The 21993-nt window shown below is 67.4% G+C and carries 23 protein-coding genes; 10 read left to right on the top strand and 13 right to left on the bottom strand.

Annotated elements, in window-relative coordinates:
- Positions 1-40: 40 nt before the first annotated feature.
- Positions 41-1354 carry a DNA recombination protein RmuC gene (locus MRBLWH13_RS03425; RefSeq protein ID WP_341956910.1) on the top strand — a complete coding sequence of 438 codons (1314 nt, stop codon included), beginning with the start codon at positions 41-43 and terminating at the stop codon, positions 1352-1354.
- Between the two features lie 2 nt (positions 1355-1356).
- On the opposite strand, the gene MRBLWH13_RS03420 is transcribed toward MRBLWH13_RS03425, so the two are convergent.
- The gene (locus tag MRBLWH13_RS03420) at positions 1357-1656 is read right to left on the bottom strand and encodes a hypothetical protein (protein ID WP_341956909.1); all 300 of its coding nucleotides are present in this window, start codon (positions 1654-1656) and stop codon (positions 1357-1359) included.
- A gap of 158 nt (positions 1657-1814) precedes the next feature.
- Positions 1815-2801, bottom strand: a complete 987-nt coding sequence (gene glpX, locus MRBLWH13_RS03415) for a class II fructose-bisphosphatase (RefSeq protein WP_056308721.1) — start codon at positions 2799-2801, stop codon at positions 1815-1817.
- A 184-nt stretch (positions 2802-2985) separates the two neighbouring features.
- Between glpX and fbaA the strand changes: the two genes are divergently transcribed.
- Positions 2986-4014: a class II fructose-bisphosphate aldolase gene (fbaA, locus tag MRBLWH13_RS03410; protein ID WP_056508705.1), complete on the top strand. Its 1029-nt coding sequence runs from the start codon at positions 2986-2988 to the stop codon at positions 4012-4014.
- Between the two features lie 64 nt (positions 4015-4078).
- Here fbaA and MRBLWH13_RS03405 read toward each other — a convergent pair whose 3' ends face one another.
- The 3 genes from MRBLWH13_RS03405 to MRBLWH13_RS03395 form a co-directional block, all read right to left on the bottom strand.
- Positions 4079-4606, bottom strand: coding sequence for a DUF6264 family protein (locus tag MRBLWH13_RS03405; protein ID WP_341956908.1), 528 nt, complete (start codon positions 4604-4606; stop codon positions 4079-4081).
- 266 nt (positions 4607-4872) lie between these two features.
- Positions 4873-5664 (bottom strand): IclR family transcriptional regulator, encoded by a 792-nt coding sequence (locus MRBLWH13_RS03400; RefSeq protein ID WP_341956906.1) that lies wholly within the window; start codon positions 5662-5664, stop codon positions 4873-4875.
- Positions 5665-5666: 2 nt separating this feature from the next.
- A complete protein-coding gene (locus MRBLWH13_RS03395; protein WP_341958389.1) occupies positions 5667-6710 on the bottom strand; it encodes a 4-hydroxy-3-methylbut-2-enyl diphosphate reductase in 1044 nt (347 codons plus the stop codon).
- A gap of 90 nt (positions 6711-6800) precedes the next feature.
- Here MRBLWH13_RS03395 and xseA point away from each other — a divergent pair, with 90 nt between their 5' ends.
- Genes xseA through MRBLWH13_RS03370 form a run of 5 tightly spaced genes read left to right on the top strand, consistent with a single transcriptional unit; the run spans position 6801 to position 11109 of the window.
- A complete protein-coding gene (gene xseA, locus MRBLWH13_RS03390; RefSeq protein WP_341956905.1) occupies positions 6801-8093 on the top strand; it encodes an exodeoxyribonuclease VII large subunit in 1293 nt (430 codons plus the stop codon).
- 31 nt (positions 8094-8124) lie between these two features.
- Positions 8125-8361: an exodeoxyribonuclease VII small subunit gene (locus tag MRBLWH13_RS03385; RefSeq protein WP_341956904.1), complete on the top strand. Its 237-nt coding sequence runs from the start codon at positions 8125-8127 to the stop codon at positions 8359-8361.
- Positions 8358-8996 (top strand): DUF4245 family protein, encoded by a 639-nt coding sequence (locus MRBLWH13_RS03380; RefSeq protein WP_341956903.1) that lies wholly within the window; start codon positions 8358-8360, stop codon positions 8994-8996. The genes MRBLWH13_RS03385 and MRBLWH13_RS03380 overlap by 4 nt, the downstream gene beginning before the upstream one ends.
- A 5-nt stretch (positions 8997-9001) precedes the next feature.
- On the top strand, positions 9002-9691 hold the full coding sequence (locus MRBLWH13_RS03375; protein ID WP_341956902.1) for a carbonic anhydrase: 690 nt from the start codon (positions 9002-9004) through the stop codon (positions 9689-9691).
- Positions 9688-11109, top strand: a complete 1422-nt coding sequence (locus tag MRBLWH13_RS03370; protein WP_341956901.1) for a class II fumarate hydratase — start codon at positions 9688-9690, stop codon at positions 11107-11109. The genes MRBLWH13_RS03375 and MRBLWH13_RS03370 overlap by 4 nt, the downstream gene beginning before the upstream one ends.
- A gap of 67 nt (positions 11110-11176) precedes the next feature.
- Here MRBLWH13_RS03370 and MRBLWH13_RS03365 read toward each other — a convergent pair whose 3' ends face one another.
- The 5 genes from MRBLWH13_RS03365 to MRBLWH13_RS03345 all read right to left on the bottom strand — a co-directional run bounded on the left by MRBLWH13_RS03365 (position 11177) and on the right by MRBLWH13_RS03345 (position 17251).
- Entirely contained in the window at positions 11177-11383 is a 207-nt protein-coding gene (locus tag MRBLWH13_RS03365) for a YbdD/YjiX family protein (protein ID WP_341956900.1), read from the bottom strand.
- Positions 11383-13614: a carbon starvation CstA family protein gene (locus MRBLWH13_RS03360; RefSeq protein ID WP_341956899.1), complete on the bottom strand. Its 2232-nt coding sequence runs from the start codon at positions 13612-13614 to the stop codon at positions 11383-11385. The genes MRBLWH13_RS03365 and MRBLWH13_RS03360 overlap by 1 nt, the downstream gene beginning before the upstream one ends.
- A 149-nt stretch (positions 13615-13763) precedes the next feature.
- The gene (locus MRBLWH13_RS03355; protein WP_341958387.1) at positions 13764-15038 is read right to left on the bottom strand and encodes a PhoH family protein; all 1275 of its coding nucleotides are present in this window, start codon (positions 15036-15038) and stop codon (positions 13764-13766) included.
- Positions 15039-15316: 278 nt separating this feature from the next.
- On the bottom strand, positions 15317-16435 hold the full coding sequence (locus tag MRBLWH13_RS03350) for an aminotransferase class V-fold PLP-dependent enzyme (RefSeq protein ID WP_341956898.1): 1119 nt from the start codon (positions 16433-16435) through the stop codon (positions 15317-15319).
- Positions 16436-16471: 36 nt separating this feature from the next.
- Positions 16472-17251, bottom strand: a complete 780-nt coding sequence (locus MRBLWH13_RS03345) for an isoprenyl transferase (protein WP_056508681.1) — start codon at positions 17249-17251, stop codon at positions 16472-16474.
- 95 nt (positions 17252-17346) lie between these two features.
- Between MRBLWH13_RS03345 and MRBLWH13_RS03340 the strand changes: the two genes are divergently transcribed.
- Positions 17347-18075 (top strand): hemolysin III family protein, encoded by a 729-nt coding sequence (locus MRBLWH13_RS03340; protein WP_341956897.1) that lies wholly within the window; start codon positions 17347-17349, stop codon positions 18073-18075.
- Positions 18076-18091: 16 nt separating this feature from the next.
- Here the strand turns inward: MRBLWH13_RS03340 and MRBLWH13_RS03335 are convergent, their stop codons facing one another.
- The gene (locus MRBLWH13_RS03335) at positions 18092-18376 is read right to left on the bottom strand and encodes a hypothetical protein (RefSeq protein ID WP_235560660.1); all 285 of its coding nucleotides are present in this window, start codon (positions 18374-18376) and stop codon (positions 18092-18094) included.
- Positions 18377-18445: 69 nt separating this feature from the next.
- Here MRBLWH13_RS03335 and MRBLWH13_RS03330 point away from each other — a divergent pair, with 69 nt between their 5' ends.
- Positions 18446-18832, top strand: a complete 387-nt coding sequence (locus MRBLWH13_RS03330; RefSeq protein ID WP_341956896.1) for a DUF4307 domain-containing protein — start codon at positions 18446-18448, stop codon at positions 18830-18832.
- Between the two features lie 96 nt (positions 18833-18928).
- The gene (greA, locus tag MRBLWH13_RS03325) at positions 18929-19420 is read left to right on the top strand and encodes a transcription elongation factor GreA (RefSeq protein ID WP_056508676.1); all 492 of its coding nucleotides are present in this window, start codon (positions 18929-18931) and stop codon (positions 19418-19420) included.
- Positions 19421-19499: 79 nt separating this feature from the next.
- Here greA and ilvA read toward each other — a convergent pair whose 3' ends face one another.
- Entirely contained in the window at positions 19500-20729 is a 1230-nt protein-coding gene (ilvA, locus tag MRBLWH13_RS03320; protein ID WP_341956894.1) for a threonine ammonia-lyase, read from the bottom strand.
- The gene (locus tag MRBLWH13_RS03315) at positions 20726-21922 is read right to left on the bottom strand and encodes an AI-2E family transporter (RefSeq protein ID WP_341956893.1); all 1197 of its coding nucleotides are present in this window, start codon (positions 21920-21922) and stop codon (positions 20726-20728) included. The genes ilvA and MRBLWH13_RS03315 overlap by 4 nt, the downstream gene beginning before the upstream one ends.
- Positions 21923-21993: the final 71 nt, after the last annotated feature.

Below are 21993 nucleotides of genomic sequence, written 5' to 3'. Positions count from 1 at the left end.
GCAACGGACGAATGTCCGAGGCCGAGCGCATCATGGAGCCATGGATGCTCTGACGATGGTTCTGCTGCTGGTCGCCCTGGTGGCCGGTGCTGCGGTGGGATGGTTCCTCCGTGCCTCGCGTGGCGCTGCCGATCTCGCCCGAGCGCAGGCCGAGTTGGCCGCCGCGAGGGACGACCGCGATCGGCAGTACGACCTGTATCGGGATGCCGTGGAGCACGCCCGAATAGAGCAGCGTGCCGAGGCCCAGCGGGTGCAGCAGCAGAACGCCGTGCTCACGGCTCTCGCGCCGGTGCGCGAGAGCCTGCAGCAGATGCAGCAGAAGGTGTCGGCGATCGAGCAGGAGCGCCATGCGCAGTTCGGGTCGCTCGCCGAGCAGCTGAGGCGCGCACAGGAGTCGGATGAAGCGCTGCGGGCGACGACGGAATCCCTCGCCGGCGCGCTCAAGTCGACCGCCACGCGCGGCGTGTGGGGCGAGACTCAGCTTCGCCGCGTGGTCGAGGCCGCGGGACTGACCAGGCACGTCGATTTCGATCTCCAGTCGACCATCTCCTCCGACCGCGGCCAGGGCCGTCCCGACATGGTTATCCGGCTGGCGGGCGGCACGTCGATCGCGGTCGACGCGAAGGTCCCGCTGGACGCCTATCTCGAGGCCTCCGCGCTGCCGATCGGTGACGCCCATGAAGCGCAGCGCCGGCTGTACATGCAGAAGCACGTCAAGGCGGTGCGTGCCCATATCGATGCGCTCGCCAAGAAGGCGTACTGGTCGGGGCTCGACGCGAGCCCCGAGTTCGTCATCTGCTTCCTGCCGAGCGAGTCGCTGCTCGCCGCGGCCATCGACGAGGATCCGACCCTGCTCGATTACGCCTTCAGCAAGCGGGTCGCCCTCGCGTCTCCCGTGAACCTGTGGGCAGTGCTGAAGACCGTCGCCTACACGTGGACGCAGCAAGAGGTCTCCACCGAGGCGCGGGCGCTTCTGAACCTCGGCACCCAGCTGTACGACCGACTGGGCGTGCTCGCCGGCCACGCCGATGACCTCCGTCGAGCGCTCGAACGCACCGTCGACAGCTACAACCGCTTCGCAGGATCGCTCGAGAGCAGAGTGCTCGTGACGGCGCGGCAGTTCCCCGGCATCAGCGCGACGACGCTCGACTCCGCTCCCCCGACGATCACAGCTCAGGCGCGCAGGTTCACGGCCGAGGAGCTCGTCGAAAAGACGGAGCTCGTCGAGAATGCCGAACAGCAGGACTCAGGGCTTCTGGCAGACGTCGGCGAGATCCGGTCACGCCTCACCGGTCACGACGCAGCGGACCCTACGAACTCCGCATCGAATGGAACCGAGAGGCTGAGAGGCTGAGCTCAGGCGATACCGGGCACGCCGCTGAGCAGCAGGATGACCAGGCCGCTCGTCACGACGAAAGCGCCGATCATCCACCAGGAGCTGAGTTCGTGCCCTTCGTCGCGGCGCTTGCGGAAGAGCACGTCTGCGCGGCGAGCCGGGTCCGCGACAGCAGGCGCCTTCGCCACCGGCACAGCCGGCGCTCCGGATGCGATCGGCATACCCGCCTCGTCGACCTTGACACGCATGATGCGGCCCGTGCTCGTCGTGACGATCTTGGTCGGCGCGGCTTTGGAGCCACTCGTGTGCTGCGTTGTCATCGGTCTGCCCTCCTGTGCCTGCGGTGCCTGGCGGCTCCGTCGACGGCGACAAATCCAGTGACAATTGTGACACGGCGACGCGCGAATGCCCGGCCCAGCGCTCCGCAGAGCGGTACCGGGTCGGTAACGATGGCCCGCAGCCGCTCACCCGACCGGCGTCAGAGCCACTTCGAGACCAGGTGCTCCGAGGCGATCCTGCGCAGTGTTCCCGAGGCACCACGCAGCACGACGCTCTCGGTATAGATGTAGCCGCCCTCACGACGCACGCCGGCGACGAGCTGCCCGTCCGTGACACCGGTCGCGACGAAGATCGTGTTGTCGCCTCGCACCAGATCGTCGGCCTCGTAGACCTTGTCCATGTCGAGCCCCGCGTCGATACCGCGCTGACGCTCGTCGTCGTCGCGCGGCCAGAGGCGCCCCTGAATGTGACCGCCGAGCGCCTTGATGGCACAGGCCGTGACGATGCCCTCCGGGCTGCCTCCGACGCCGACGCACATGTCGGTGCGTGCGGCGTGACGCGCGGCGTTGATGCCGCCGGCGACGTCGCCGTCGCTCATCAGACGCGTTCCCGCTCCGGCATCCCGGATCTCCTGGATCAGCTTCTCGTGACGAGGCCGATTGAGCACCGAGACGACGATCTCGTCGACGGGCTTGCCGAGTGCACCGGCGAGCTTGCGGATGTTCTCACCGATCGGAAGGCGGATGTCGACCACTCCGACGCCCGCGGGTCCGGTCACGAGCTTGTCCATGTAGAACACGCTGGAGGCGTCGAGCATCGACCCGCGGTCGGAGACGGCGATCACGGAGAGAGCGTTCTGGCGGCCCGCCGCGGTGAGCGAGGTGCCGTCGATGGGGTCCACGGCGATGTCGCACTGCGGCCCGGTGCCGGTGCCTACCTCTTCACCGTTGAACAGCATCGGCGCGTTGTCCTTCTCGCCTTCACCGATCACGACACGTCCCTGGAACGCGACGGTGCCGAGGAACGCGCGCATCGCATCGACCGCAGCGCCGTCTGCCGCTTCCTTCGCACCCCGACCGATGAACGGCACGGCGCGGATCGCGGCTGCCTCAGTGGCCCGCACCAGCTCCATCGCGAGGTTTCGATCGGGACGAAGGGGGCTGAGATCCGCTGTAAGACTAACCATGCGGTCAGCCTAGCCATCGAGACGCTGTCAATCGGAGTGTTTTCGTGCAGCAGAGGCCGAAGGAAATGCGATTCTTAACGTGAGCGCAGGAGCGGGATGCTCACCGCGCCTCCCCGCCGGAAACCGAGAGCCAGCCCCGATAGAGTGACTGCTGTCCCGGCTTCCCAAAATCGCAGGAGTTCTCATGCCCGTCGCCACCCCGGATCAGTACGCCGAAATGCTCGACCGCGCGAAGGCCGGCGGCTTCGCGTACCCCGCATTCAACGTCTCGAGCTCGCAGACGATCAACTCGGTCCTCCAGGGCCTGACCGAGGCAGGTTCCGACGGAATCATCCAGGTCACCACCGGTGGCGCGGACTACTTCGCCGGCCACACCGTCAAGGCACGCGCGACCGGCGCACTCGCCTTCGCACGCTTCGCGACCGAGGTCGCCAAGAACTACCCGATCACCGTCGCGCTGCACACCGACCACTGCCCGAAGGACGCCCTCGGCGGCTTCGTCGAGCCGCTGATCGCGGCCTCTGAAGAAGAGGTCAAGGCCGGACGCAACCCGATCTTCCAGTCGCACATGTGGGACGGCTCGGCCGTGCCGCTCGCAGAGAACATCGAGATCGCTCAGGATCTCCTCCCCCGCATGAAGAACATCAACGCCATTCTCGAGGTCGAGATCGGCGTCGTCGGCGGCGAAGAGGACGGCGTCGCGCACGAGGGATCCAACGATGCCCTCTACACGACGTTCGCTGACGTCGACCAGGCCGTCCAGGCGCTCGGCCTCGGCGAGCAGGGTCGCTACATCGCCGCGCTCACGTTCGGCAACGTGCACGGTGTCTACAAGCCCGGTGGCGTCAAGCTGCGCCCGGAGCTCCTCGGCGAGATCCAGCAGCAGGTCGCCGCGAAGTACAACACGGGCGCGAAGCCGCTCGACCTCGTCTTCCACGGCGGCTCCGGCTCGACCGACGAAGAGATCGCCCTCGCGGTCGCCAACGGCGTCATCAAGATGAACATCGACACCGACACGCAGTACGCATACACCCGTGCGATCGCCGACTACATGTTCAAGAACTACGACGGCGTCCTCAAGGTCGACGGCGAGGTCGGCAACAAGAAGCAGTACGACCCGCGCGCCTGGGGCAAGATCGCGGAGACGGCGATGGCCGCCCGCGTCGTCGAGTCGACGCGTCAGCTCGGCTCGTACGGACAGTCGAAGAGCTGACTCAGCCCTGACCGAGAGATGCCCCCGACCGCTGAGGTCGGGGGCATCTGTGCGTCTCGGCCGCTTACTGGCCGGCGGTCTTGGCGACGAAATCGATGAAAGCCGGGTCGTTCATCAGCGGGATGGCGGCGCAGATCGACGCCGCAAGAAGCGTCACAGCGGCTCCTGCGAGCGGTACCCACCACGATGCCTTGCCGCTGCGGAGCCGACGGATCGAGAAGTACGCGGTGATCGACCACCCTGCGGCGAGCACGATCGCGGCGACCGTTCCCCAGACCTTGCCCTGAGCGAAGTTCGTGAACTCGCCATCGACCCCGAGAACGCTCATCATCCGGTTCATCGCGGTGGGGAAGTCGAGGTACGACATCCCGGTCACCACGACGTTGACGAGTCCGTAGGCGAGCAACGCGATCGTGACGAACCTGTCGACCGGACGCGGCCGGACAGGAGCCGGTGCACCCGAGGGCGCGGCCTCGCGGACCGGCGCTGCGGCGGCTGGGGGCGGCGTCTCGTCGAGCGGCGGCAGGCCTGCTGCCTTGCGCTGCTCTTCGAGGGTCGCGATTTCGCCGTACTGAGGCCGCTGGTCGGTCATGCCGCCATGCTATCCGCACCGTCTCTGCGCGGCTCTCAGACTGAGCCGCCCGAACATGATGGCGGCCCCGGAGAAATGGGGACTCCTCGGGGCCGCGGATTCGGAACGCTGGGGACGCTCGTCATCCAAGTGGGTCGAGGAACGCTGGGGACGTTCCACCACCTGTAGTGCCGTTTGCACATGCGACTACAACTCACATGTTAGGAAAGCGCGTGCCGACTCGCTAGTGGCATTTCTTCAGATAGTGAACCAATCGGGCGCCGTCGTCACAGCGCCGTTCGGAGACCCGCCTCGCCATCCGTCAGCACATCCGCGCCCAGCTGCAGCGACAACCGCGACGCGCTCTGCTCGAGCTTCGAGACGAGAGCCCGGTCGACGTGTGCACGGTCGGAGGGGAGGGAGATCGCCAACGACGCCACGAAGTTCGGAGCGATCACGGGAACGGCCACACACATGTTGCCGATCGCGTACTCCTCACGGTCGAGGGCGAAGCCCCGAGACCTCTCCAGCTCCGCCAGCAGTGCGCCTCGGTCGCTGATGGTGCGCGGCGTGAGCTCCTCCAGGCGATGGCGTGACAGATAGTCGAGACGCTCGCCACAGGTGAGATCGGTGAGGATCTGCTTGCCGAGCGCCGTCGCGTGCGCACTCGATTCGAGTGCCACCGTCAGGTCGATCCGCGGAGTCCGTGCCGCATCGACGATGTCGACGACGTGCATCTCGCCATCGAGGTACCGAGACAGATACGCCGTCTCTCCCACTGCTTCCGTGACCTCGCGCAGCGCGGATCGCACACGCGCGAGGAGCACTCCGCCGGCATCCGGAGCCGCCCGGAAAACCGGGAAGCTGGCTCCCAGAACGAGACCGTCCGGCTCGTTGGCAAGGTATCCCTCGTGGATCAGCGTGCGAACGAGGTTGTAGGTGGTGCCGAGTGTGAGACCCGTGAGCGCTGCGAGCCCCTTGACGGGCACGGGGCGGGCCGAGTTCGCCACGATATCGACCAGCCGCAGAGCCCGCTGAACCGATCCGATGAGCGTCGGCGCGACCTCCGCGGTCGGCATCGTCAGGCGTTTCCGCCGGAGGCGCGGCCCCCCAGCGCACGACCATCGCGCTGGCCCGAGGCATCGTGTCGGAGCTCCTTCGGCAGCGAGAACATGAGGTCCTCCTCTGCCGTCTTGACCTCTTCGACGTCGCGGTAGCCCGCACCGTCGAGGGCCTCGAGCACCTCCCGCACGAGCACCTCCGGAACGGACGCTCCGCTGGTGACGCCTACGGTGGCGACGCCGTCGAGCCACTCCTGCTTGACCTCTTCGGCGTAGTCCACGCGGTAGGCGGCCTTCGCGCCGTACTCCAGGGCGACCTCAACCAGGCGCACGGAGTTCGAGGAGTTCGACGAGCCCACGACGATCACGAGATCGGCGTTCGCCGCGACCTTCTTGATCGCCACCTGACGGTTCTGAGTCGCGTAGCAGATGTCGTCGGACGGAGGATTGTGCATCTCCGGGAAGCGCGTCCGCAGGCGGTTGACCGTCTCCATGGTCTCGTCGACCGAGAGAGTGGTCTGCGAGAGCCAGACGACCTTCGACGGGTCCTTCACCTGCACGGTGTCGGCCTCAGCGGGAGAGTTGACGATGGTCACGTGATCGGGCGCCTCACCGGCGGTGCCCTCGACCTCTTCGTGCCCCTCGTGGCCGATCAGCAGGATCTCGAAGTCGTCCCGAGCGAAGCGGACGGCCTCGCGGTGGACCTTGGTGACGAGCGGGCAGGTCGCATCGATCGCGTGCAGGCCGCGATCGGAGGCAGCCTCCACGACAGCGGGCGAGACTCCGTGTGCGCTGAAGACGACGTGAGCACCCTCAGGCACCTCGTCGACCTCCTCGACGAAGACCGCGCCCTTCTCTTCGAGTTCGGACACCACGTGGATGTTGTGCACGATCTGCTTGCGCACGTAGACGGGTGCGCCGTAGCGCTCGAGCGCCTTCTCGACCGCGACGACCGCGCGATCGACGCCGGCGCAATATCCGCGCGGAGCGGCGAGCAGAACGCGCTTGTTCCCCGCCACCGGGTTATCCTGAAGCCGCCCGGCCGCCCCACGTACTCGTGGGATGCGCGGCAGAGGCAGATGAACGGCAGTCGAGGTCACACTGGAATTCTACCGCCGAGAACCTGAGCAGGAGCGGGAAGGTGCACTGAGCGGATGACGGTCTTCGAAGCCTCGACGCGTCCGGGCGAGACTCCCCCGGCCGATGCGGTCGCTCCGCGCGATTCGTCCGCGGATGCCCCGACCTCCGTCGCCCGTCTGAACGGCACGATCCGAGACTTCATCGCCCGGTGGAACACCGTCTGGGTCGAGGGGGAGATCACCTCCTGGAACGTCCGCGGTGGCAACATCTTCGCCCGATTGAAGGACACCCGCTCGGACGCCCAGATCTCGATCCGGGTGTGGTCGAGCGTCCGCCCCCGCATCCCCGGCGATCTGGCCGTGGGCGACCACGTCGTCGCAGCCGTCAAAGCCGACTACTTCGTCAAGGCCGGCGACTTCAGCTTCACCGTCTCGGCGATGAAGCACGTCGGGCTCGGCGATCAGCTCGAGCGCCTCGAGAAGCTCCGACTGCAGCTGCGCCAGGAGGGATTGTTCGACTCCTCCCGCAAGAAGCGCCTCCCGTTCCTCCCGCACGTGATCGGTCTGATCACGGGCGAGCGCTCCGATGCCGAGAAGGACGTGCACCGCAACGCGGAGCTGCGCTGGCCGCAGGTCCGCTTCCGCACCGAGTACGCCGCCGTCCAGGGCGACCGGTGCGTGCCCGACACCCTTGCAGCCCTCGCCCGACTCGACGCCGACCCCGATGTCGATGTGATCGTCATCGCCCGCGGCGGCGGAGACCCGCAGACCCTCCTCGGATTCAGCGACGAGCGACTCGTCCGCGCAGTGGCCGCAGCATCCACCCCTGTCGTGAGCGCGATCGGACACGAGAACGACCGCCCGCTCCTCGACGACGTCGCAGACCTCCGCGCCTCGACTCCGACCGACGCGGCGAAGCGCGTCGTTCCCGATGTCAGCGAGCAACGCGCGCTGATCGCGCAATTGCGGTCTCGCGCGACCTCACGCCTCACGCAGAGGCTGTCTCACGACATCGCCCAGCTCGAGCAGCTGCGCTCCCGCCCCGCGCTGCGCTCACCCGACCCCATCATCGACTCGCGCTCGCACGAGGTGTGGTTGCTGCTGTCGCGCGGCCGCGACACGATCACGCGCCAGCACGATGCGGCAGGGCGGGCGACCAGCGAGCTGCGCGCGTCACTTCGTGCCCTCTCCCCCGCCGCCACGCTCGCTCGCGGCTACGCGATCGCCCACCTCGAGGGCGGCGTGATCCTTCGCGATGCGGCGGATGCACCGGCCGGCAGCGCCCTGACGATCACGGTCGACCGCGGGTCGGTCGCGGCGCGTTCCGAAGGTGAGATCGCGGAGGGACCGGCGCCTCGCTCCGGATGAGCACACCCTGCGCACCGCGTAGGATGGAGGCGTGAGTGCGCTGAACGACACCCCTGTGGACACGCTGTCGTTCGAGGCCGCTCGCGACGAGCTCGTGAAGGTCGTCTCCGAGCTGGAACAGGGCGCTCCGACCCTCGAGCAGTCGCTCGCCCTCTGGGAGCGCGGCGAGGCTCTCGCCGCGCGGTGCGAGGAGTGGCTGCTCGGCGCCAAGCGTCGACTCGAGGCGGCCCGTGCCGCCGCCGACGACTCCGACGAGGACGAGTCGTGAACAAGCCCGCACCCATCGTCGCGGAGCTCGGCCGCCCCGAGACCCCCGCTGAGACGGCGGCCCGCAAGGCCGCATCGAGCAAGGCCTATCGCTCGAGCCAGACGGTGCGCAGCCTGATCGCCGCGCTGATCGCCACCCTGGCCATCGTCGCGGTGATCGTGTTCGCCGTGCCCCGCGGCGAACCAGCGACGAGCACCACCATCGACATGGTCGGCATCGCCGCCGACGTGGAGTCCACCGTCGACAGCCCGGTGATCGTTCCCGATCTCGACGACTTCTGGCGCGTGAACGAGGCCGGCCTCACGAGCGGCGCGACCGCGGTGTGGGATGTGACGCTCGCCCCGGCTGCCGAGAACGAGCGCGGCTTCGTGAAGCTCGCGCAAGCCTTCGGCGCCGATTCATCGTGGGCTCCGCAGCGCCTGAACGGAATCGCGCCCACGGACACGACGTCGATCGGCGGCCTCGAGTGGGATGTCTACGAGCCGGGCGATGCCGGTGCGAAGCAGAACATCACCTACGCGATCGGCACCCAGGCGGGTGACGACTACCTTCTGCTCTACGGCTCGCGTTCGGCCGACTCCACGGCTGAACTCGCCGAATCCCTCGTCCCGCAGATCCGCGACCTCTCGGAGTAGCCCTCATGACAGATACGCTCACGCCCGCCGCCGCCTGGAAGCAGATGCAGGAAGGCAACCAGCGATTCGTCGATGACGCCCCTCGGCACCCGAACCAGGACGTCGCGCGACGGAAGCACCTGGCGGCCGCGCAGCATCCGGTCGCGACGCTGTTCGGATGCTCGGACTCGCGCCTCGCCGCGGAGATCATCTTCGATCTCGGCCTCGGTGACCTCTTCGTCGTCCGCAACGCCGGTCAGGTGATCGGCGAGTCGATCGTGGCCAGCCTCGAGTATGCGGTCGCCGTGCTGAACGTGCCCCTGATCGTCGTCCTCGCGCACGACTCGTGCGGTGCCGTGCGCGCTGCCATCGACGGGACCGCGATCGACGCCGCTCCCCTGCCTCCGCACATCTGGAAGCTCATCGCGCCGATCGTCCCCGCCGCCCGCAAGGTGCTCGTCGAGAACGGCGGAACCACCGTCGACGAGATCGACGCCGACCTCGTCGGCCAGGAGCACCTGCGCAACACCGTCAGCGATCTGCTGCAGTCGTCCGAAGTGATCTCCCACGCGGTCGCCGAAGGCCGCCTGGGCATCGTCGGCGCCAACTACCGTCTGGCCGAGGGCACCGCGGTGCCCATCATCACGGTCGGAATCGACACAGACGGAATCGACACCGAGGGGCACGGCCCCGCAACCAAGGAGGGTTCGGAATGACCGACACCGACCAGCTCAGCGGCGAGAACTCGCAGGGCTACCGCATCGAGCACGACACCATGGGCGAGGTGCGGGTTCCCGTGAACGCGCTCTACGGCGCTCAGACGCAGCGCGCTGTAGAGAACTTCCCGATCTCGGGCAAGGGCCTCGAGTCGACGCAGATCGCCGCTCTCGCGCGCATCAAGAAGGCAGCTGCGCTCGCGAACAAGGAGCTGGGAACCCTCGACGGCGCCATCGCCGACGCGATCGCCCAGGCCGCCGATCAGGTCGCCTCGGGCGCACACGACGGGGAGTTCCCGGTCGACACGTATCAGACGGGCTCCGGCACGTCGTCGAACATGAACATGAACGAGGTCCTCGCGACCCTCGCCACCCGCATCCTCGGTGCGAACGTGCACCCCAACGATCACGTGAACGCCTCGCAGTCGTCGAACGACGTGTTCCCGACCTCCGTGCACATCGCCGTCACACAGGCCCTGATCGACACCCTGATCCCGGCGCTCGACCACCTCGCCGTCGCCCTCGAGGCGAAGGCTGCGCTGTGGAAGGACGCGGTGAAGTCCGGACGCACGCACCTCATGGATGCGACCCCGGTCACCCTCGGCCAGGAGTTCGGCGGCTACGCCCGTCAGATCCGCCTCGGCATCGAGCGCGTGCAGTCGGCGCTCCCCCGCGTCTCCGAGGTCCCCCTCGGTGGGACGGCCACCGGCACGGGCATCAACACGCCGCTCGGCTTCCCGCAGAAGGTCATCGCGCTGCTCGCGGCAGAGACCGAACTGCCGATCACCGAGGCGAAGGACCACTTCGAGGCGCAGGCCAACCGCGACGGCCTCGTCGAGGCATCCGGTGCGCTGCGCACCATCGCCGTCTCGCTGACCAAGATCAACAACGACCTCCGCTGGATGGGTTCCGGCCCGAACACGGGTCTCGGCGAGCTGCACATCCCCGACCTCCAGCCCGGATCCTCGATCATGCCCGGCAAGGTCAACCCGGTCGTCCCCGAGGCCGTGCTCATGGTCTGCGCGCGCGTGATCGGCAATGACGCGACCGTCGCCTGGGCCGGTGCCTCCGGTTCGTTCGAGCTCAACGTCGCCATCCCGGTCATGGGCACCGCACTGCTCGAGTCGATCCGCCTGCTCGCGAACGCCTCACGCGTGCTCGCCGACAAGACCGTCGATGGCCTGCAGGCCAATCTCGAGCGCGCTGCCGCCTTCGCCGGGATGAGCCCGTCGATCGTCACCCCGCTGAACAAGCTCATCGGATACGAGGCTGCGGCGAAGATCGCCAAGCACGCCGTCGCGAAGGGCATCACGGTGCGCGACGCGGTCATCGACCTCGGATACGTCGAGCGCGGCGACCTGACCCTCGCGCAGCTCGACGAGAAGCTCGACCTGCTGTCGATGACCCACCCGGGTTGATCGTCAGGCACTGACACACGGATGCCGCAGGGACTCGGTCCCTGCGGCATCCGTCGTCTTCGGGCCCTCAGCAGCAGCGCGCCCCCGGATCGGCGTCCTGCTGGGCGTAGTGCGCTCGCCAGAACTCGCGCTCCGTGAGGGGCTCGCGGTCCGGATGCCGCTCGCGCTCATGGGTGACGTACGCCGTATACCGGGATTGCCCGGTCACCCCATTCACATACCAGGCGACCGCTTGCCAGACCCGTCGAGCGGCATCCGTGACGACCGCGGTCATCAGTGCCCTCTCGTCGGTTGAGCGGATGCAGGCAGAGCAGCCCATTGCTTCTCGACGGCGCGCTCTTCCGACGACGCGATGAGACCGGCCGGCGCGAAGCGGCGCGACGGCACCTCAGGATCCTCGTGATCGACGACAGGGCCGGGGCGCACGGCCCGGATCACCTTGATGAGCGAGATGGTGATGACGATCACCGAGAGCACCAGGAAGGTCACCGACAGCACCCCCTGGATCATGGTGTTGCGCACGACCGCCTCCATGGCTGCGACGCTCGTGGCGGTTCCGAACGAGGTCTCCCCCGCCGCGAGCGCGTCGCGGAACGCGACGTGATTCGCGAAGTACCCCACCTGGGGCACGGTCGAGAAGATCTTCTGCAACGAGGCTGTGACGGTGACGACGGTCACGAAGGCCAGAGGCAGTGCGACGACCCACAGCACCTTGAAGGTGCGCCTGCGGGCCACGATCACAAGGACCACGGCGAGCGCGATCGCTGCGAGCAGTTGGTTCGCGATGCCGAACAGCGGGAACAGGGTGTTGATGCCTCCGAGGGGATCTGTCACCCCCATGATCAGCACCGCGCCCCATCCTGCGACCATCACCGCGGTGCAGATCCACGCCCCCACTCGCCACGATGTGTCCTTGAAACGAGGGATGACGTTGCCCACAGAGTCCTGCAGCATGAAGCGCGCGACCCGAGTGCCCGCATCCACCGCCGTCAGGATGAACAGCGCCTCGAACATGATGGCGAAGTGGTACCAGAACGCCATCATCCCGGTGCCGCCGATCCACTGCTGCATGATGTTCGCGAGGCCGAGAGCGAGTGTCGGCGCGCCGCCCGCGCGTGAGACGATCGATTCCTCACCCACCGCCTCCGCCGTGCTCGTGAGCATCTCGGGCGTGAGGTTCACCCCGGTCAAGCCGAGGCTGTTGACGAACTGCACAGCACCCTCCACCGTGCCGAGAGTGGCCGCCGGAGACGAGTTCATCGCGAAGTACAGACCGCGGTCGATCGAGATGGCTGCGACCAGAGCCATGATCGCCACGAAAGACTCCATGAGCATGCCGCCATAACCGATGAAGCGGGTCTGCTTCTCCTTCTCGATCATCTTCGGCGTCGTGCCCGACGCGATGAGTGCGTGGAATCCGCTCAGCGCTCCACAGGCGATCGTGACGAAGAGGAACGGGAACAGCGCTCCCGCCCAGACGGGCCCGGTCTCACCTGCGGCGAACTCGCTGAACGCCGGAACGGTGATCTCAGGACGCACGAACAGGATCGCGACGGCGAGCGCGACGATCACACCGATCTTCATGAAGGTCGAGAGGTAGTCACGTGGAGCCAGCAGCATCCATACCGGCAGCACCGCGGCGATGAAGCCGTAGACGATGATCCCCCATGCGATCGTCGTGCGGTCGAGGGTGAAGATCGCCTGACCCCAGTCGGTCTCCGCGACCATGCCGCCGCCGATGATGGCGGCCATCAGCAGCACGAATCCGATGAGCGACACCTCGGTGATCTTGCCGGGGCGGATCCACCGGAGGTACGCACCCATGAAGAGAGCGATCGGGATGGTCATCGCCACGGAGAAGACGCCCCAGGGGCTCTCGCCGAGGGCGTTCACGACCACGAGCGCGAGGATCGCCGTGATGATGATCATGATGAGGAGCGTCGCGATGATGGCCGCCGTGCCGCCGAATCGGCCGAGCTCGTCACGCGCCATCTGCCCCAGCGAGCGTCCGCCTCGTCGCATCGAGAAGAACATCACGAGGTAGTCCTGCACGGCACCGGCCAGAACGACACCCACGATGATCCAGATGGTGCCGGGCAGGTAGCCCATCTGCGCGGCCAGCACAGGTCCTACGAGGGGGCCGGCTCCGGCGATGGCGGCGAAGTGATGGCCGAACAGCACCCGGCGGTCGGTGGCGACGTAGTCCTTGCCGTCGGCCTTGTACTCGGCAGGGGTCGCTCGCCGATCGTTCGGCTTCACGAGGTTCCGCTCGATGAACTTCGAATAGAAGCGGTAGAAGACGAGGTACGTGCACACAGCGGCGAAGACGAACCAGATCGCGTTCACCGTCTCTCCCCGGACGATTGCGAGCATCGTCCAGGCGATGCCGCCCAGCAGGGCTATCGCCGCCCACAGGACGATCTTGAGCGGCGTCCACCGAGGTCTCTGATCCACCGCCACCGGTGGCAGCTGGGCGTCTTCGACCGTCTTCGTCGCATCACTCATCGCGCATCACTCCATCGTCTGCGGTTGATGCGACGAGCCTAATCCCGGGTCCGACGATCGGGAGTGCGGATCGCCGCGGTATGTCGCGGCATATCGCGGACATACAGAAGCGGATGCCGCGAACCCACGGCATCCGCTTCCGGGCGAGCTCAGCTGAGTTCGCCACCCTCCAGGAGTTCGGTGACGAGGGCGGCGATCGCAGAGCGCTCGGACCGCATCAGCGTCACGTGTGCGAACAGGTCGTGTCCCTTGAGCGTCTCGATCACACTGGCGATGCCATCGTGGCGGCCGACGCGCAGGTTGTCACGCTGGCCGACGTCGTGAGTGAGCACGACCCGGGAGTTCTGTCCCATCCGGCTGAGGACCGTGAGCAGTACGTTGCGTTCGAGCGACTGCGCCTCGTCGACGATCACGAAAGCGTCGTGGAGCGACCGGCCACGGATGTGCGTCAGCGGCAGCACTTCGAGGATGCCTCGTTCGACGACCTCTTCCATGACGTTGCCCGAGACCACAGAGCCGAGGGTGTCGAAGACGGCCTGCCCCCAGGGCCCCATCTTCTCGCCCTGGTCTCCGGGAAGGTACCCGAGCTCCTGGCCGCCGACCGCGAACAGCGGGCGGAAGACGATGATCTTCTTCTGCTGCTGCCGTTCGAGCACCGCCTCGAGTCCGGCGCACAGCGCGAGCGCCGACTTGCCGGTGCCCGCTCGTCCGCCGAGAGAGACGATGCCCACGTCGGGGTCCGTCAGCAGATCGATCGCGATGCGCTGCTCGGCCGAGCGGCCGTGCATGCCGAAGATGTCGCGATCGCCTCGTACGAGCTTGTACTCGCCGTCGCCGGTCATCCGCCCCAGGGCGGAGCCGCGCTCGGAGTGGATGATGAGGCCGGTGTTCACCGGAAGCCCCCTGGCGTCCTCGCTGATGCCGACCTCGCTCTCATAGAGGTCGCTGATCTCGTCGCCCGAGAGGTTCAAGGTCGTGATGCCGGTCCAGCCGGAGTCGATCGCCTGCTCGGCCAGGTACTCCTCGGCACGGAGACCGAGGGACGCGGCCTTCACGCGCATCGGGAGGTCCTTCGAGACGATCGTGACGTCCTGCCCGTCCTGCGCCAGATGCATGGCGACCGAGAGGATGCGGGTGTCGTTGTCGCTGAGCCGGATACCTGCCGGAAGCACGGAGGCATCGGTGTTGGCGAGCTCGACGCGAAGCGTGCCGCCCTCTCCGACCTCGACCGGGAAGTCCAGTCGACCGTGCTCGACGCGCAGGTCGTCGAGGTGACGCAGCGCCTGCCGGGCGAAGTAGCCGATCTCCGGGTCGTGGCGCTTGCCCTCGAGCTCGGTGATGACGACCACCGGGAGCACGACCGAATGCTCGGCGAACCGGAAGAACGCCTGCGGATCGCTCAGCAGGACGGACGTGTCGAGCACGTAGGTCCGGAGATCCTGATCAGGATCAGCGGACGCCGCTCGCGTCGTCGTCTTACGGGTGGACTGCTGCGCGGTGCTTGCGGACTGCTGCGCTGTACGTGAGGTCACGACCCACTCCCGACCCGGGGAGAATCCCGGTTTTTCGAACGAGTCGACCAGGGGGTCACGAGTCGTCAACCTGAGGCCGACCCGACGGGCACCTTGCCCGATGCCTAGAAGCTACGACCAGGTGCCGACATTAACGCGACTCGACACGCCACCACTTCGTTACGTGTTGATTAACGGGTGGTGCCGTGTCCCTGAAGCGCCTCGTCGAGCATCGCCAGCGTGGCGGCATCCGTGCCTGCGTGGGGCGCCACCCGGATAGATGAGCCGCGCGCGGTGACCACGAGACCCGCGTTCGCCAGCGCCGCGGCGAGATGCGCGGGCTCGGCGGGCAGCAGCGACACGATGCCGGCACGGTGCTCTCGCGCGCGGGGGGAGATCACCGGGATGCCGTGCCGGTCGGCGATCTCGAGGACCTCGTCGACCTGCTCGGCGAGACGTGCCTCGATCGTCGCCACGCCGGCGTCGCGCATGTCTCGAAGGCCGATCGCGAGCCGACCGGCCGCGAGCGTGTCGGGGCCGCTGACCGTGTAGGCCTGTGCTGTCGGTGCCGGAGCCGGGAGCTCGTCGACGGGAAGGCCCGCGGACGATGAGCCTGTGATGCCGCTGAGCAGCGGCGCGATCCTCTCCCGCGCGCGGGGCGAGAACCACGCGAAACCGCTGCCGCGCCCGGCGCGGAGCCACTTGTATCCGTGGCCGACCACGACATCGGCTGCGGAGTAGTCGACGTCCAGCACACCGAAGGACTGCACGGCGTCGACGATCAGCAGACGGTCGGGACCGATCAGCTCTCGCAGCGCCGCGAGGTCGGCGCGATAGCCGGTGCGGAAATCCACGTGGCTCAGCACCAGAGCGGAGACATCCGCGTCGAGCGCGTCGGCGACGGCATCCGGCGTGATGCGTCCGTCCGCCGGCGTGAGCCAACGCGGGTCGAGCGATCCGCGCGATGCCGCGGCAGCACGCTCGAGGGTGAGGCTGACGCTCGGGAACTCGGCGCCACCCGCGATGACCGATCCGCTCAACCCGTACAGGGCGTGCATCAGGCCGTGAGTCGAGGACGGCTGAAGGGTGATATCCGCGGGCTCAGCCCCGAGCATCTCCGCGACGAGATCCTGTGCCTGTCCGACCCGCTCTGCCACGAGCGCGAGCGACGAGGGACGACCGCTCGCGAGCAGATCCGCGTCGGCGAACACCTCCTCGCGGACGGAAGGAGACAGCGGCCCGAAGGCAGCCCAGTTCAGATATCCCGGCTCACCCTCGAAAGAGGCGAGGTAGGCGTCGAAAGCACTCACCGACCAATTCTGGCACGACGGTGCAGAGGCCTCGGATCAGCGCCCGAAACGCCGATCGCGGTCGGCGAAGTCGCGGATCGCTCGCAGGAAGTCGACCTGCCTGAGATCCGGACCGAGAGCCTCGACGAAGTAGAACTCGCTGTGGGCGCTCTGCCAGAGCAGGAAGTCGCTCAGGCGCTGCTCACCGCTCGTGCGGATGACGAGGTCCGGATCAGGCTGTCCGCCCGTGTAGAGGTGCTCGCCGATCATCTCGGGCGTGAGGTGCGCGGCGAGATCCTCGATCGTTCCGCCCGAGGCCTGATGCGACGTGACGATGCTGCGTACCGCGTCGACGATCTCGTTGCGTCCGCCGTAGCCGACCGCGAGATTCACATGGAGTCCGGTGTGATCGCGCGTGCGCTCCTGCGCGTCGTCGAGCACCCTGGCGAGCTCCGGCGGCAGAATATCGGATCGCCCGACGTGCTTGACACGCCAGTTGGGCTCCTGCGACAGCGCCTCAGCGAGCTCCGCGATGATCTCGATGAGGTCTGCCAGCTCTGCGGAGTCGCGTTTGAGCAGATTGTCGCTGGAGAGCAGATACAGCGAGACGACGCGCACGCCGAGCTCGTCGCACCATCCGAGGAACTCCCGCATTTTGGCGGCACCTGCTCGGTGTCCCTCTGCCGGGGTCTCGTATCCGAGCTGTCGGGCCCATCGCCGATTCCCGTCGATCATCATCGCGACATGGTGAGGAACGGACGCCGGGTCGAGGTGGCGGCGCAGCCTGCTGGTGTAGAGCCGGTACAGCGGCCCCCGCCCCTGACCATCACGTGACATCACCTCCCTACGCTATCGTGCCGAGGCCTGAGCGAGTGGGCTGACGCTCAGGATATGTACGCCTGGTGGAATGGCGGCCCGCATAGAGTGAGGGCGTGAGCACACCCGACTCCTCGGTACCTGACGTCCCCCAGCTGCCCCTCCTGGAGGAGGCGGCGCACGATGCGGCAGTCGAGATCAAGCCCACCTGGCGCGGCTGGATCCACGCTGCCACCTTCCCGATCGCGATCGTCGCCGGTGCAGTGCTCATCATCGTCGCCCAGGGCGGCGCTGCGAAATGGGCGGCGGCGGTCTTCATGGCGACGTCGCTGCTGCTCTTCGGCAACTCCGCGCTCTATCACCGGTTCGACTGGAGTCCGAAGGTCAAAGTCGTCCTCAAGCGGATCGACCATGCGAACATCCTGCTGCTCATCGCCGGCACCTATACGCCACTCGCCGTGCTCGCCCTGCCGCCCGAGAAGGGTGCGCTGCTCCTCGTGCTCGTCTGGAGCGGTGCTTTGCTCGGCATCCTCTTCCGGGTGTTCTGGATAAACGCACCACGCTGGCTCTACGTCGCGCTGTACCTCGTGCTCGGCTGGGCAGCCGTCATGTACATGGCCGACCTGCTCGTCGCGAACGTCGCGATGATGGTGCTCGTCATCGTCGGAGGCCTGCTGTACACCGGCGGGGCGATCGTCTACGCGCTCAAGAGGCCCAACCCGTGGCCCGGCCATTTCGGCTTCCACGAGATCTTCCATGTGTGCACGGTGCTGGCGTTCCTGTGTCACTGGACAGCATGCCTGCTCATCGCCCTGGCACCGCTGTCGCCGTCACTCGGAGCCTGAGCGGCTCAGCGAGCGATCAGCGCTTCTCGGGATCGTCGTCGCCCTCGCGGACGATCGGCAGGTCGGCATCCGTCTCGGTCGCCTCATCGGCCTGGAGCGCGGCCTCTTCGGCATCGAGCTCTTCTCTGACCTCTTCCCGGTAGCGGACGCGGCGGATCCGTCGGTTCATGTCGAGGATCAGAAGGATCACGGCGACCAGGATGATCACCACAGCGGCGAAGCCGACGAAGCCGGGCGTGACCAGCTGGGGGTCGACCGTCATCGTGGGCGTCGGCATCGGGGTCTCGGTCAGAGCAAGCACGGAGTCGGCCTTTCATGCGCAGGTCGCATAACCTGGAGTTACCAGCCTAACGACCGGAAGCGCCACGCCGTGACAACCGCAGAACAGCTCGATGACCGATACGGCCGCACCCGCCGGCGACGAGGTCCGTGGATCGTGGTCATCGCGATCGCCGTGCTGCTCGTCGGAGCCTTCGGATGGATGACCGTGACCACGCAGATGAACGCGGTCGACTCCGACGATCTCGGTTTCGATCTGGTCGACGAGCACACCGTGAACGTGCGGTTCCAGATCACGGGAGTGCAGGGCAAGGACGTGGCCTGCATCGTCGAAGCGCTCGACGAGGAGTTCGGTGTCGTGGGGTGGAAGGTCGTCGAGATCCCCGCCGGCGACACCCATTCCCAGGCTCTGTCGGCCACCGTTCCCACCGTCTCTGAGGCCACGACAGGTTTGGTGAACAGCTGCTGGGTCGCCTAGACTCATCGCAGCAAGACGACGCCCTGGCAACCTGCCGGGGCGTCTTGGCATATCCCCCGCACATCGTCGGCGGGTACCTACCGAAGGAGCTTCGTCATGTCTACTGACGCTCAGGTTCCCTTCCTCACGCAGGAAGCATACGACCGGCTCGTCTCCGAGCTGGACCACCTGTCCACGACGGGACGCGACGAGATCGCCAAGCGCATCGAAGCGGCCCGCGAAGAGGGCGACCTCAAGGAGAACGGCGGCTACCACGCGGCCAAGGACGAGCAGGGCAAGCAGGAGGCGCGCATCCGCACCCTGGAGAACCTGCTCAAGACGGCGAAGGTCGGCGAGGCTCCTGCCAGCCGCGGCATCGTCGAGCCGGGCACCGTCGTCACCGCGGTGGTCGCCGGAGGCGAAGAAGTCTTCCTCCTCGGAAGCCGCGAGATCGCGGCCGGCGGCAGCGACCTCGACGTGTACAGCGAGGCCAGCCCTCTCGGGCAGGCGATCCTCGGTCTCAAGGTCGGTGAGAAGTCGTCGTACGAAGCTCCGAACGGTCGCTCCATCGCCGTCGAGATCGTCAACGTCGAGACCTACACAGGCTGACACGCAGCCCGGGCGATCATGCCCGCCGTACGAAGAGGCCCCGTCTGCTCGGACGGGGCCTCTTCGTATGCTCGGGTGCTCAGTCCGGGACGATCATCGGGTGGAAGCCCGCTCGACGCAGCGTGTCGAGGGTGTGCTCGGAGTGCTCGGCGCCGCGCGTCTCGACACTGAGCTCGAGGAACACCTCGCTGATCTGCAGCCCGTGGCCATGGCGGGTGTGCATGGCCTCGATCACGTTGGCTCCCGCCTCTGCGATCAGCTCGGAGACGCGCGCGAGCTGACCCGGGCGGTCGGGCAGCGGGATGCGGATCGTCAGGTACCTGCCGGATGCCGCGAGGCCGTGCGAGACCACGCGCTGCAGCAGCAGCGGGTCGATGTTGCCGCCCGACAGCACAGCCATGGTCGTACCCGTCGCCGATACCTTGCCCGCAAGGATCGCGGCGACTCCCGCGGCTCCTGCAGGCTCGACGACGACCTTGGCCTGCTCGAGCAGGATCAGGATCGCACGAGCCAGATCGTCGTCGGATACGGTGACCACCTCGTCGACGAGATCCTTGATGATGTCGAACGGGATCGCGCCAGGGCGGGCCACGAGGATGCCGTCGGCGATGGTCGGCTTGGTCTCGATGTCGACCGGATGCCCCGCATCGAGCGACGGCGGCACCGCCGCCGCATTCTCGGCCTGCACCCCGATGATGCGAACCGTGCGTCCGAGCTGAGCGGCCCTGGCCTTGACCGCCGCCGCGACTCCCGCGATCAGACCGCCGCCACCGATCCCGAGCACGATCGTGTCGACCTCGGGAGCATCGTCGAGCAGCTCGAGGCCGAGAGTTCCCTGACCCACGACGACGTCGCGGTGGTCGAACGGGTGGATGAGCATCGCACCGGTGCGCTCGGAGAACTCCGAGGCGAGGCGGAGTGACGTCGCCACGGTCTCACCCTCGAGCACGACCTCCGCGCCGTACCCCCGCGTGGCGAGCAGCTTCGGCACCGGCACCCCGATGGGCATGAAGATCGTGGCGGGGATGCCGAGCGCCTGGGCCGCCAGCGCGACGCCCTGGGCGTGATTCCCGGCGGAAGCCGCCACGACGCCACGAGAACGCTCTTCGGCGCTCAACCGGGACAGGCGATAGGCCGCGCCGCGGATCTTGAACGAACCGGTGCGCTGCAGGTTCTCCATCTTGAGCAGCACGGGTGCGCCGAGAATGTCGGAAAGCGCCCGCGACGGAAGCGTCGGTGTGTGCGTGATCACCTCAGCCAGACTCTGAGCAGCGCTCTCGAACTCGGTCAGGCTGGGGACTGCGCTCATCGATTCCTCCGTCTCCGCTCGCGCGGAACTGTACTCCAGATAAGGTCTGCGTCGGGTTGGTCACCGGTGCGCCACGACCCGGTGCTGACGGTGACGGCTGCGACGTTGACGAATGCCGCGAGCGGCACCGCGAACAGCGCGCCGGGGATGCCGCCGACCATCGAGCCGCCGGCGACGACCAGCACGACAGCGAGCGGATGCACCTTCACGGCCGACCCCATCAGGATCGGCTGGAGGATGTGGCCCTCGAGCTGCTGCACTCCGAGCACCACGGCCAGCATCGCGAGCGCGATCCAGGGGCCGTTGTACACGAGCGCGAGCAGCACGGCGATCGCGCCGGTGACGACGGCACCCACGATCGGGATGAAGGATCCAAGGAAGACGAGCACCGCCACGGGAATCGCGAGCGGGACTCCGAGGAGTGCGGCGCCGATGCCGATGCCGACGGCGTCGATCGCCGCCACGAGCATCTGCGTGCGCGCGTAGTTGACGATCGTGGCGAACCCGTTGCTCGCCGCGGCGTCGGCAGCGGGACGCGCGGCGCGCGGGAAGAGGCGCAGCGTCCACTTCCAGATGCCGCGCCCGTCGGCGAGCAGGCAGATGAGGATGAAGAGCGAGAGCACGGCGCCGGTCACGACATGCGCGGCCGTGGTGCCGACGGCGAGAGCGCCGTTGAGGAGCGCCTGCGTCTGCTCGTTGATGATCTGCAGGCCCTGATCGATGTATCCCTGGATCTGCGATTCGCTCAGGTGCAGAGGACCGTCGAGCAGGAACGTGCGGAACTCGTCGACAGCTTGGGAGCTGCGCGCCTGGACATCGGGGAGCTGCGCACGGATCTGCCAGATCACGAGCCACAGCAGCAACGACACGATCGCCAGCGTGCCGATGATCGAGAGCGCGACGGCGAGCCACCGCGGGAACCGGTGGCGCAGCATCCACTGGAACCCCGGCCAGAGCAGCGCGGTGATCAGGATGCCGACCATGAGCGGGATGACGAGCAGCTTGAGTTCGATCACGAGCCAGATGAAGCCTGCGACGACCGCGGCGATCAGCAGCACCCGCCACGCGTATGCTGCGGTGACACGCAGCCCGACGGGCACTGTCGCATCGGCGTCGACGGCCGGAATGCGATCCGACGTCGCCGGGCGCGGACGGAAGAGATCCCTCAGCCGCGGACGCTGCTCTTCGCTCATCGCCCAAGTCTACGGCGCTGCTGCGGGCGGCATGACGACGGGGTCACGATGTCCGACGCCGGCGATACGCT

Source organism: Microbacterium sp. LWH13-1.2, from assembly GCF_038397735.1.
Taxonomy (GTDB): Bacteria; Actinomycetota; Actinomycetes; order Actinomycetales; family Microbacteriaceae; genus Microbacterium.
The sequence above is the reverse complement of the archived record's forward strand: the minus strand, read 5'-3'. Positions and strand labels throughout refer to the sequence as shown.

Bases quoted from the DNA above. Each gene is read 5' to 3' on its own strand.
- MRBLWH13_RS03365 (WP_341956900.1), bottom strand. From the start codon at position 11,383: ATGACCGCGGTCGTCACGGATGCCGCTCGACGGGTCTGGCAAGCGGTC.
- MRBLWH13_RS03375 (WP_341956902.1), top strand. From the start codon at position 9,002: ATGACAGATACGCTCACGCCCGCCGCCGCCTGGAAGCAGATGCAGGAA.
- MRBLWH13_RS03315 (WP_341956893.1), bottom strand. From the start codon at position 21,922: ATGAGCGAAGAGCAGCGTCCGCGGCTGAGGGATCTCTTCCGTCCGCGC.
- MRBLWH13_RS03345 (WP_056508681.1), bottom strand. From the start codon at position 17,251: ATGTCACGTGATGGTCAGGGGCGGGGGCCGCTGTACCGGCTCTACACC.
- MRBLWH13_RS03370 (WP_341956901.1), top strand. From the start codon at position 9,688: ATGACCGACACCGACCAGCTCAGCGGCGAGAACTCGCAGGGCTACCGC.
- fbaA (WP_056508705.1), top strand. From the start codon at position 2,986: ATGCCCGTCGCCACCCCGGATCAGTACGCCGAAATGCTCGACCGCGCG.
- ilvA (WP_341956894.1), bottom strand. From the start codon at position 20,729: ATGAGCGCAGTCCCCAGCCTGACCGAGTTCGAGAGCGCTGCTCAGAGT.
- glpX (WP_056308721.1), bottom strand. From the start codon at position 2,801: ATGGTTAGTCTTACAGCGGATCTCAGCCCCCTTCGTCCCGATCGAAAC.
- MRBLWH13_RS03420 (WP_341956909.1), bottom strand. From the start codon at position 1,656: ATGACAACGCAGCACACGAGTGGCTCCAAAGCCGCGCCGACCAAGATC.
- MRBLWH13_RS03360 (WP_341956899.1), bottom strand. From the start codon at position 13,614: ATGAGTGATGCGACGAAGACGGTCGAAGACGCCCAGCTGCCACCGGTG.
- MRBLWH13_RS03425 (WP_341956910.1), top strand. From the start codon at position 41: ATGGATGCTCTGACGATGGTTCTGCTGCTGGTCGCCCTGGTGGCCGGT.
- xseA (WP_341956905.1), top strand. From the start codon at position 6,801: ATGACGGTCTTCGAAGCCTCGACGCGTCCGGGCGAGACTCCCCCGGCC.
- MRBLWH13_RS03400 (WP_341956906.1), bottom strand. From the start codon at position 5,664: ATGCCGACCGCGGAGGTCGCGCCGACGCTCATCGGATCGGTTCAGCGG.
- greA (WP_056508676.1), top strand. From the start codon at position 18,929: ATGTCTACTGACGCTCAGGTTCCCTTCCTCACGCAGGAAGCATACGAC.
- MRBLWH13_RS03405 (WP_341956908.1), bottom strand. From the start codon at position 4,606: ATGACCGACCAGCGGCCTCAGTACGGCGAAATCGCGACCCTCGAAGAG.